This window comes from Coleofasciculus sp. FACHB-712 (genome assembly GCF_014695635.1).
In the GTDB taxonomy this organism is placed as follows: domain Bacteria; phylum Cyanobacteriota; class Cyanobacteriia; order Cyanobacteriales; family FACHB-T130; genus FACHB-T130.
In genome coordinates this window covers 1-11,007 of record NZ_JACJOQ010000621.1, presented here as the reverse complement: position 1 = coordinate 11,007, position 11,007 = coordinate 1, and the positions used below count along the sequence as shown (strand labels likewise).

Below are 11,007 nucleotides of genomic sequence, written 5' to 3'. Positions count from 1 at the left end.
AGTAAGCATAGATGTGGCGATTGAATCGCATCTGAGTAAACGACTATGGCTTTACAGATAGCTTTTTAAGCAATGAAACAATTGTATTTTGTAATAAAAAAACCAGCTAGCTAAAAATTCTCACCAAATAAAGGGCTGAAGGCATTAACATTCTTTATCAACTTTCCTGCCAAACCCGGACAAGACAGCAATTAACTTATAAAAAAAATCTGAAATCTGCTGCCAAGGGTGCCTTAAAACAGAATGGTATTTCCTCAAAGGTTAACCCGATCCGTCGCATTGCCAACGCTAGTTAGTCAAAAATCTTCGCTCTATCACTGAAAAGCTAGCTATGTTCGTGCCTACGAACCCCTTTGGCTCATGTCTCTTAGAGAATTAATTCCAGCAGCCAGCACAAAAAGTCAACCGATCTAGAACAATCCTATTTGAGTTGTGAGATGCTAGCAGTTCAAATCCCCAGCTTCTCCTTCAAACTCAGGAATCTCGCCTTTCTCGAATCCTTCAGGACTGCTTTAATTAAGTTTAGATTTTTTTTCTTGAAACAGGTCGAAAAGTATTCGCTGGCTTTTATCCTCAACAATCAAAAATTTTATCAAATCTCCCTTTTGACCTTATTTTTTCGCCTTAGCATAATTTTCAAAAAACTTTGTATTTATTGGAACAAAATACTCGTTAATGCTAAACGCCTATAACCTTTCACGAAGTAAACCATAAAAACTTAAAATTAATAAAATTATTTTTTTAGTTTACTAAACTTATTAATATATTGTAGTTGTTGTTTTGTTTGAAAAAACGATCTAGTTTAAACAGAGGTACTCAGCCCTGGGCTTGGTAAATTAAACGAAGGCGCATTGCTGAATGCCAACAGCTAAACACATATCCAAATCTAGAAAATTTAAAAATCCTAAAATGTTTGACTTTCTTAATCCAATCCTAGGGCGTCATCCAGAACGTAACAAAGCCAACGTTGAAATCTATACTTGGCAAACTTGCCCCTTTTGCATCAGAGCCAAGATTTTGCTCTGGTGGAAGGGCGTCAACTTTACTGAGTATAAAATTGATGGTGATGAGGCAGCCAGAGCGAAGATGGCTGAACGTGCCAACGGGCGTCGAAGCGTGCCGCAGATATTCATCAATGAGAAGCACATTGGTGGGAGCGATGACCTCTATCAATTGAATACAGGCGGACAATTAGACCCCTTACTGGCTCAACCCGCCGTTCAAGGCTAGAATCAGCCAATACAGGTGAATTTCGTTTGTATAGTCGGTACGGGCACAAGCGCATGGCTATTGAAATTCCGCCACCGGAAATTGAGGACTCTGCTTACCTAGTTCACCGACAATGGATGATTCAAGCGCTGGAACTTGCCGAGAAGGCGGGTGATGCTGGGGAAGTACCAGTGGGAGCAGTAATTGTTAGTGCAGATAATAACTTGATTGCAGAGGGTGAAAATCGCAAAGAACGTGACAAAGACCCGACTGCCCACGCCGAAATTTTAGCTCTTAGAGCTGCTGGGCAAGCAATGCAGGACTGGCACCTTAACGAATGCACGCTCTACGTCACCTTAGAACCTTGCCCCATGTGCGCTGGTGCGATCGCGCTAGCACGTCTGCGACTTCTCGTTTACGGTGTGGACGATCCAAAAACTGGCGCGATTCGTACCGTTGCCAATATTCCAGATAGCGCTTGCTCTAACCACCGCTTGCCGGTCATAAGTGGTATCTTAGAGTCTGCCTGCCGCCACCATCTGCAATCTTGGTTTGCCCAGCGGCGCTTAAAAAGTCAAAAGTAAAAAGGCAAAAGGCAAAACAAAAAAATTGCTCTTATTTATGTTTACTTTTACTCTGCTAATGACAGCATGAGAACTGTCCTTCTACTAGAAGACAGATGCCGTAATCATACATAAGCTGGAATTATGGATGCTGTGAGAAGTTTTATTCGTGATGACTCAGCCCGACCCCTCTGAACAAACGATAGAGACACCAAAACCTGTCAAGGTAGTTCCTATTACTTCCCGTGTTTTACCTTGGCTAGCTTCCTTAGGCTATAAGGTGACGAAATATCTTGTCATTCCCTTTTACTTTGGTAAAGCCGAAGTCACCGGACAAGAAAATATCCCCGCTACCGGGCCGGTGATCCTAGCTCCTACTCATCGCTCTCGCTGGGATGCGTTTGTCGTGCCTCATGCGGCTGGACAACCTGTGACGGGTCGTGACCTGCGGTTTATGGTGTCAGCGGATGAAATGAAAGGGTGGCAAGGCTGGTTTATCAGCCGCATGGGAGGGTTCCCAGTAGATACCCGAAATCCGGGAGTTGGCACTTTTCGTCATGGCGTCGAAGTTCTCCGCCAGGGAGAAGTGCTGGTCATCTTCCCGGAAGGCGGCATCTACCAGGATACGCAAGTTCACCCCCTCAAGACGGGTTTGGCGCGCATTGCTTTGCAAGTGGAATCCAGCCAACCAGAATTGGATGTCAAAATTGTGCCGATTAGCGTCCGTTACGGCAGCCCGGTGCCGCATTGGGGATGCGGTATAAAAGTTAACATTGGTGAGCCGATCTCAGTCGCGAATTATTGCAGCAATACGCCAAAACAAAGTGCGAAAAAACTAACCGCCGATTTAGAAGCGGCGCTTAAACAGATAGATGGAGGCGAAGTAGAAGAGGCGGATACGCTATCTACTGCTCCCCCTTTAAATGAAGTATCAGGCGCTCAGTCATCGTTTTAACCTTGCTATAGAAATTCTCATTCATTCGCGAACAAGAGCTTTTAGGGAATCAGTAATGAGAGACGGCTCATTACTCACGACCATTACCGCTATTTCTATATATCCAGCAACATACTCTGATTGCCAATAAAAGACTGAGTAGGGGCACAGCAGTGCCCCTACTCAGATACCCAAGGTTAATTCCCAGCTGTTCAAAGTTCCTGTATCCATCTGGGCATAATCCACGACCCATAACTGCCAGATGCCTGCTACGGGTTTGTTGAGAAGTTGCTGGAGTGCGGGTGTATTTTGCAGCGTGTAGGTGGCTTGCAATTGAGTTGTAGAACCCAGCGTACGACCTTGCAGCAGCACCGTAATTCCGTTAGGACTCCTCACGCTAACTTCGATATCCCCTAAAAACTGGTGTTGAATGTTGACGCTGACTTGGATATCTCGTAAAGGACTGGCGTAAGTTACGTTAATTGGGCTGGTAACGCCTTGGGAGTTGTAGTCGGGAATGGGGACGAGGTTGTCATTGCGTCCGTGCAAGGCTTGGGAGGCTTGGGAGGGTTGGACGCGCTGCTGTTGAGCAGCTTGAACAGCTTTAAAAGCATTGACTTTGCCATAGCCGAACCACTGAGAGAAACCGTTTGCATCGTAACTGCCCAATCGAAAAGTCAATTGGGGGTCGGGGTCGGGGTCAACGACTTTGTCAGCGGTTTGTTGCAGAATTTGCCTAACTTCTGTTGCAGTTAAATCGGGATTAGCTGACAGAATGAGGGCAGCGACACCTGCGACCACGGGACAAGCACTAGAGGTACCGCCAAAGTCACTGGTGAAGTTGCTGCTGTCGTAGCCAGCGGCTCCGAGTCGGTCAGTGGTAAAGATGCCCAATCCAGGCAGCAATGCTCTGACTTCGGGGGCGGTACTGACATAGCCGGTTTGTTCAAACCACATTCCCGGCGGGGCATTGTTGCTGGGGGCACAGACAGAGACGTTGGTTCCCCAGTTACTGTAGGCAGATTTTTTGTTGAGGCTGGTACAAGCAGAAACTGCGATCGCATCTGGATGAACGGTGAAACCACCTAGCCACTGGGTAGGACCTTTTAACAGGTTATTAGGCCATCCCTGCTCGTTAATCGTGCCACTGATGGGACGATTTGCATTCCCGGCAGCAAAGACGATGACACAGCCTTTACCGTCTCGTCCTTGGGTCGCGGCACGAGTTAGGGCGGCGCGTTGCCGCAGGGACAGGGGAAAGTAGACGGCTGCTGGCCCCCAGCTACAGGAAATGACCGCAGCACCGTTGTTGGTAGCCCAGTCAAAGAGTTGTTCGATGGTTTCGTCATCTAGATAGCCGGTGGTGCGGAGGGGCATCAGGGCACAGCCTGGGGCGACTCCTACAATGCCGGTGCCGGTTTCTTCTGCGACTGCAACCCCAGCACAGGCGGTTCCGTGGTTTTCATTGTCGTCTCCAGGTAGCGGCAAGAAGTCTTGTTCTTTGAAGTCTTTAGGAGCAACAATTTTGCCGGTTCCCTGAAAATCTGGGTGGTTGAGGTCAAAGCCATCATCTGCCACTGCGACAACGATGGAACGGATGCCTTTGGTGATATCCCAGGCTTTCTCAACCGAAATGTGAGAACCGGCTGCTATCTGAGATCCGCCAAGGTTGTTGAGATACCATTGCTTGGGATAGAGGGAATCTTTGGGCCGGTAGTGCTTTTCTTGTCGAACAACGATATTGGGTTCGGCGGTAAGTACCTCTTTTCGCCCCATTAAGCGGTTGGCAATTTTAATGGGATTTTCCCGTGCTTGCAGACTGACCTCGAAGACGAAGGTGTTGGGAATACCGCTAACGGGTCGCAGCAATTGTAAGCCAAATAAGGATGCGATCGCTCTTTGGGTTTCTTCATCCACCGATGGGGCAAACTGAATAGTCACCTGATCCGTTAGGTAAACTAACGTTTGCGGATTCTCTTTAAGTTTATAGACATGACTGGCAAAGGCGACATCCTCAGATTCTCTTGCCGCCTGCATGGCTTCGTCTCGCTGGGATGGGTCAACAATGAATTCTTGTAGGGGAGGAGTCATCCCGCTTCTACCGGGGATTTCCTGGTGTGCTTGGGCGGGAATCGTTTGCGCCAACTCCTCAGATGCAGCGTCGGGGGTAGCGGGGCGAACCGTGAAGCGATCGCTCACTTTCTCCAATGCCAGTTCTTCACCCCCCCGCTGTAAAATACGACCGACGCTTTCTTCTGGCACACTAGCCGCAGATTGGTCATTGCTCATTGGTAAACAGCTAAGTTTTAATTTTTTATTTTTATTCTCTATAGCAATTCTATTCTTTTTGTAACGTCATAGTTTCTCTTGATTCTTCTTTTCCGTTTTATCAATATTGTATTTTTAATCCCAATGAAATTTTTAGATTTCTTGACAATTATTGCAAATTACTTTATTGTCTGCTAACAAATTTTACTAAAATCAAAAAATCGGTAGTTCAACTAAAAAGCAGGTTATTTTGGATTTGCTTTCCACTTTAATTGTTCCTCCTAAATAAGCTACCATTTTTTGAACCAATGCCAGTCCTAGACCAGTTCCGCCATGCTTCCACGGGTCATTACTTGGAATGCGGTAGAACTTATCAAAGATTCGGGGAATTTCATCTGTAGGAATTTCGATTCCAGAATTAGTCACTTCGAGCTGAAGCTTTTCTGATTTAGCATGGACAGCTACCTTAATTTTTTCTCCTTGCGGAGTATATTTACAAGCATTATTCAGCAGCTCGGTGAGGATGCGTGCTAAACAGAATGGATCGGAGATTAGAATCGGCAGTTCTTCGGGAATCTCTACTTGTAAGATTTGCTTGTGTTTGTGGGTTCGCTGTTCAAAAGGTTCTACGATATGGGGAATCCAGTCTTGTAGATGAATCGCTGTTTTTTCTAAAGGATGTGCCTCTGCATTGAGTTGCTGTAAGTGGAGTAGATCGTTAATCAGATTAATCTCTCGGTCACACTCATTATTTAACAGCTCAAAATAGCAATAACCTGGGTGTCTCTCCGCACTTTTATTAGCGATTTCATCCCGCCAATTGCAGGTTTCTTCCATAATCACTTCCAACATCTGAATTGCCATTTTCATGTTGGATACGGGAGTGCGTAACTCATGAGAAACCGTACTCAAAAAATCATCTTTGAGAAAATTGAGTTTTTCTAATTCCTCAACTTGAGCCAGTGAAGCTTGGTAAAGTCGGGCTTGGCGAATTGCGATCGCGCATTGATTAGCAACCTGCTGTAATAAGCGAATCTCTAGTTCGTTAAAAATATATTCCCGATCGTTTAATAACCACAGATCGCCCAAAACCCCTTGGTCATCAAAAATCGGACAAGCCAAAACTGAAAATTCACCGGAAACCGGCTGAATTGGGTTAGGGCCTATTTTGCAAAATTGTAAATGCTTTCCTTGCAATAGTTGGGAGTAAATCGCCGGATTACTTGCCATTTGGATTTCGCTTCCCTCAGATGAAGGCATGGAAAGCGTGTACTCATAGCAAACCGTGGAAGTAGCCCCATTAATGTCATATAACGCCGTATCGCAGTATGTAACTCCCAGCACTTGTGCTAATTCTTGCACGGCTGTTTGCAAAATTTGGCTCTCATCAAGGCTGTCACGCACTTTATCAGTAATTCGTTTGAGCATCGCTTCAAATTTGAGAGCTTGCTGCAACTGGCTGGTGCGTTCCTGTACCTGGTGTTCGAGGTTTGTGTTGAGCCGCTGCACCTGTTGGTAAAGTTCAGATTGTTGAATCGCGATCGCTACCTGAATTGCCAACGAACTGAGAAAATCAATCTCCCACGGTTGCCAGTGCCGAGGTTGCGAACAGTGATGAGCAATCAACAGCCCCCATAACTGAGTGCTATCCGTGCTAGGGGCTATTTGGGGACTGAGCGAAGATTCCTCCCGGCTCCCCGGTTCCCTTTCCTCAGCCCTGTTTTGCAGGATGGGCACCACCAAATTAGCTTTGACTTGAAACTGAGACATTAAATCGATGTAACACTGTTTCAAGCCAGCGTTGTAAATATCCTCCGTAGCTCGGATACGACCCTGTTTGTAAGGGTTGACATAGTTTTCAGCAAAGCACGGATCTACAATGGTTTTCCCTAAGATAGGAGTCCAGCGCTCATCTACGGATTCCACCTCCACCATGCCACTCCAATCTGGATTGAAGCGATAAATAATCACTCGATCGGTCTGAAGAAATTGCCGCACCTCGCTGGCTGTAGTATTGAGAATTTCTTCTAGATTCAAAGATTGGCGGATGCGCTCCAGCATCGCTCCCATTAGCCGTTGTCGCTGATTTTGCTGTCGTAATTCTTCCGCTGCTCGACTCGCTTGGAGGAGACGACGCATCCGTTGGCGCAGCACTGCCCAGTGAACCGGCTTAGTCACGTAATCGGTAGCACCTGCCTCAAACGCCTGATTGACAGATTCTCGGTCATCAAGACTGGTAATGATTAAAACAGGTGTGCGATCGCCTTGAGGAAGTGATTTTAACTGGCGACAACAACTAAAGCCATCCAGAATCGGCATCAACGCATCTAGCAACACAATATCTGGATGTAGGCTGATGTAAGCAGCTAATCCTTCCTCTCCATCACTTGCCTCTGCCACTGTGTAGCCTTCGTGTTCAATCATGGCGCGCAGCTGCATCCGCGTGAATTTGTCGTCGTCAACAATCAGAACAAGGTAGGAATCTGGTTCGGTGCAAGTAATATTCATTGCTGACTTGATTGTGCTTCCATCTGCAAAGCCGTTTTCACTTTTTCATACTCTGTTTCAATCTGTACAACAATTTTGGATGCACCCGCAATTTCTCCAGTCCGGCTCATCGCTTCTAGCTGTTTACACAAAGTAGCCAGTTGTACTGCCCCAAGAGCGGCACTGCTGGCTTTCAAAGTATGAGATGCTTGCCTGAGCGCGATCGCATCTTGGTTACTCGCTGCCGTCTCCATTGCTTGCAGCAGTTTGGGAGCATCTTCTAAATAGCAATGAATCAATTGAGTCAATAAATTTGAGGCTTTCCCTCCCACTGTTTTAGCAAATGCTTCCAGGATCTTCGCATCAATAGGAGTACTGAATGATAATGTTACATCGCTACCCTGTCCGCACTCAGTATTCAGTGAAGTAGTGGCTTCGCCCTCTCTTTTTTTGACTTCCCCAATCCCCAACTTCCCTGCACCTTTGTACCCCTGCACCTCAGTTCCCCTGTACCTCAGCAAAGCCTGAACTAACTCTTCCTTGCGGAGCGGCTTGCTGATATAGTCGTCCATGCCAGCTTCCAGACACGTTTCGCGATCGCCTTGCATGACATTCGCCGTCATGGCAATAATCCAAGGTTTTGCGCTCCCATCGGTTGCCAATTCTTTTTGGCAGATGTTACGACTCGTCTCTAAACCGTCCATTTCTGGCATCTGCACATCCAGCAGCAGCAGATCGTAGGGTTGACCCCGCAAAGATTCCAGCACTTCTAACCCATTGTTAACAACATCGGCTCGATACCCCAACTGTTGAAGTATGTGCAAAGCAACCTTCTGGTTCACCCGATTATCTTCGGCGACAAGAATTCGGAGGGGAAGACTTTCGGCAAAGGGGAGCTGAAACTCAGGGAAAGTAAAGGGTGCGTGATGCACCTTGATCGGCTCTCGTACCAACAGATCGCTCAAGGTATTGTAAAGCTGAGATTGTTTAATCGGCTTATTCAGGAAGGTTGCAAATTTTACTCGATCTAACTGTTTCCCCCCCGGTTCCTTGCCATACGTTGTCAACATCACCACGGGTAATGCTTGAGCGTTCGGGAAGGAGCGAATTTCTGTCGCTAGGCTCAAGGCGTCCATCCCTAAAATTTGCCTATCGAGAATCACCATATCAAAACGCTCTCCTTGCCGAAGCCAGTTTAACGCCTGGGCACCCGATTCAGTTGCCTTCGGCATCATTCCCCAAGATTGCGTTTGCAAAATCAAAATCTGGCGGCTAGTAACGTTGGCATCCACAATTAATAGCCGTTTTCCAGCTAACTGCGGCTGGACAGCATCGAGTTCAACAAGTGGACAGCCAGGAAAATCTCGGACGACGATCGTGAAATAAAAGGTGGAGCCGCGTCCCACTTCGCTTTCAACCCACATCTGACCCGCCATCATTTCACTCAAGCGTTTGCTAATCACCAGTCCCAAGCCGGTTCCCCCATATTGACGGGCGGTAGAGGCATCAACCTGGCTAAACGACTTAAATAAACGATTGATTCGGTCTGAAGGAATCCCAATTCCGGTATCTTTGACGGAAAATTGGATTTCGTAATAGGTTTTAGGGAATGAATCAGGGGCAATGGATGATTGGTTTTCTTGCCGGTGACTAATTGCTGACTCCTGATTAACCATTACTTCTGTTGCTGTTACAGAAACCACGACTTCTCCAGCAGAAGTAAATTTAATTGCATTACTTAGCAAGTTCACCAGAATTTGGCGCAGTCTGATTTCATCTCCTAGCACGATGCTAGGTGTTCCTGTCTCAATTCGGTAAGCAAGTTCTAAGCCTTTTTCAAAAGCATGGGGAGCGAGTAAATCTAAGGCAGCTTCAATGCAATCTAACAAGTTTAAAGGTTGTTCTTCTAATTCCAGCTTGCCAGACTCGATTTTTGAAAAGTCGAGAATGTCATTAATAATTTTCAGTAAGGAATCGCCACTGCTACTGATGATCTCGACAAACTTTCGTTGCTGGAACGTTAGTTCTGTATCCAATAGCAAGCTTGCCATTCCAATAACTCCGTTCATCGGAGTGCGGATTTCATGGCTCATCATCGCCAGAAATTCGCTTTTAGATCGCGTTGCTTCCAGTGCTGCCATCCGTAGGGCGACTTCAGCTTGTACGGCTTTTTGAGCGGAGAGTCGCAGTTCCAATTCATCAATGACGATGGCGGCTAGGTCTTTGAGAGTTGCCTTTTCTGCTTCGGTCACTTGACGGGGTTGATAGTCGATTACACAAATAGTGCCTAAGTTGAAACCATCGCGTGTCTGCAAGGGAGCCGCCGCGTAAAAGCGAAGTCCAAATTCCCCAGCTACTAAGGAATTTACAAACGTGCGGGGGTCTACTTTGGCATCCAGAACGGTGTAAACGTCTTCTTGCAAAATCGCACTGGCACACAGTCCGGGTTCGCGTCCAATTTGCTGAACTTCTAGCCCATGATGGGATTTAAACCAGATCCGGTCGTGGTCAACGATGCTAATAATGGAAATCGGGACATTAAAAAACCGGGCAGCTAGAGCTGTAATTCGGTCGAAGGCTCCATCTGGAGGTGTGTCAAGAATGTCGTAGCGACGCACGGCGGCGAGTCGGTCAGCTTCGTTATCGGGAATCATTGTTATATCAACTATCAATGGATTGTCTGGCTGACATACCTGGAGGTAGACACCACTTTCATCCTTCTCTACATTCTTGCGGTTATGTCAATTTATAATTTTTGTTTTTAGAATTGCTCGGAAACTAGCAACCCAGCCCATGCTAATTCCTGTTTGAAGGCTTGAGTTGCTGTTAATCCACAAGTAGCGCGTCTGAGCCTAGCGTTAAATTGCAGGGGGGTTGGAATGTTGCGCGAGTAGAGATCGCTTTAAAAACGACTACATTGGGACACCACAGTACAACTACTTTAGCAAGTTCCACGATCGCTATTTTCCCCTTCTCTGCCCAGGGGAGTAAAGGATAAATAAAGTGTGTTTCCGGGTATACAACCGTCAGTAACAAAATAGCGATCGCTCTTTTGTTGTGTCAACTGAATCTGAAGCCAAGTTCGGCAATGCTTTGTTAAAGTTGGTTACAGATTGCCGAAATAGCCACTCGTTTTGAAAAACTATCCAATGACTATTAGCAAAAACTTCTACATTTCCAAAGAAGATTACCTAGAGGGAGAGCGAGTCAGCCCTATCAAACATGAGTATAGGCGAGGGCAAGTCTATGCAACGGTAGGGGCAAAGAAGCCTCATATTATTATTGCTAGCAACCTAGTAAGAATATTGGGCAATCACCTCAATAATAGTCCTTGCCTTGTTCTCTCCTCGGATATCAAAGTTAGGCTAGAGTCAGCAGACTGCTATTATTATCCCGATGTTGCAGTAACTTGCGATGAACAGGATACAAACTCTACAGATGACTTCATCCTCTATCCCATTTTGGTCATTGAAGTGCTATCTCCCTCAACAGCAGCTTTTGACAGAGGAGAGAAATTTGCTGACTATCAAACGTCGCCATCTTTAC

Annotated in this window: 7 protein-coding genes; 4 read left to right on the top strand and 3 right to left on the bottom strand. The window is 46.3% G+C overall.

Annotation, left to right across the window (positions count from 1 at the left end):
* Nucleotides 1-909 precede the first annotated feature (909 nt).
* The 3 genes from grxC (at nt 910) to H6F50_RS22875 (ending at nt 2,727) form a co-directional block, all read left to right on the top strand.
* Complete coding sequence (gene grxC, locus H6F50_RS22885; RefSeq protein WP_190430471.1) at nt 910-1,230, top strand: glutaredoxin 3; 321 nt, start codon at nt 910-912, stop codon at nt 1,228-1,230.
* Between the two features lie 53 nt (nt 1,231-1,283).
* Complete coding sequence (tadA, locus tag H6F50_RS22880) at nt 1,284-1,793, top strand: tRNA adenosine(34) deaminase TadA (protein WP_190430470.1); 510 nt, start codon at nt 1,284-1,286, stop codon at nt 1,791-1,793.
* A 151-nt stretch (nt 1,794-1,944) separates the two neighbouring features.
* Entirely contained in the window at nt 1,945-2,727 is a 783-nt protein-coding gene (locus tag H6F50_RS22875) for a 1-acyl-sn-glycerol-3-phosphate acyltransferase (RefSeq protein WP_190430472.1), read from the top strand.
* 162 nt (nt 2,728-2,889) lie between these two features.
* On the opposite strand, the gene H6F50_RS22870 is transcribed toward H6F50_RS22875, so the two are convergent.
* The 3 genes from H6F50_RS22870 to H6F50_RS22860 all read right to left on the bottom strand — a co-directional run bounded on the left by H6F50_RS22870 (nt 2,890) and on the right by H6F50_RS22860 (nt 10,115).
* Nucleotides 2,890-4,995: a S8 family serine peptidase gene (locus H6F50_RS22870; protein WP_190430469.1), complete on the bottom strand. Its 2,106-nt coding sequence runs from the start codon at nt 4,993-4,995 to the stop codon at nt 2,890-2,892.
* Between the two features lie 192 nt (nt 4,996-5,187).
* A complete protein-coding gene (locus H6F50_RS22865) occupies nt 5,188-7,482 on the bottom strand; it encodes a GAF domain-containing protein (RefSeq protein ID WP_190430468.1) in 2,295 nt (764 codons plus the stop codon).
* On the bottom strand, nt 7,479-10,115 hold the full coding sequence (locus tag H6F50_RS22860; RefSeq protein ID WP_190430467.1) for a response regulator: 2,637 nt from the start codon (nt 10,113-10,115) through the stop codon (nt 7,479-7,481). The genes H6F50_RS22865 and H6F50_RS22860 overlap by 4 nt, the downstream gene beginning before the upstream one ends.
* A 495-nt stretch (nt 10,116-10,610) precedes the next feature.
* Between H6F50_RS22860 and H6F50_RS22855 the strand changes: the two genes are divergently transcribed.
* The coding region (locus tag H6F50_RS22855) for a Uma2 family endonuclease (protein WP_190430466.1) at nt 10,611-11,007 on the top strand (397 nt) is incomplete at its 3' end.

Excerpts from the sequence above, each read along its gene's own strand:
- H6F50_RS22870 (WP_190430469.1), bottom strand. The coding sequence starts at position 4,995 with ATGAGCAATGACCAATCTGCGGCTAGTGTGCCAGAAGAAAGCGTCGGT.
- tadA (WP_190430470.1), top strand. The coding sequence starts at position 1,284 with ATGGCTATTGAAATTCCGCCACCGGAAATTGAGGACTCTGCTTACCTA.
- grxC (WP_190430471.1), top strand. The coding sequence starts at position 910 with ATGTTTGACTTTCTTAATCCAATCCTAGGGCGTCATCCAGAACGTAAC.
- H6F50_RS22860 (WP_190430467.1), bottom strand. The coding sequence starts at position 10,115 with ATGATTCCCGATAACGAAGCTGACCGACTCGCCGCCGTGCGTCGCTAC.
- H6F50_RS22865 (WP_190430468.1), bottom strand. The coding sequence starts at position 7,482 with ATGAATATTACTTGCACCGAACCAGATTCCTACCTTGTTCTGATTGTT.
- H6F50_RS22875 (WP_190430472.1), top strand. The coding sequence starts at position 1,945 with ATGACTCAGCCCGACCCCTCTGAACAAACGATAGAGACACCAAAACCT.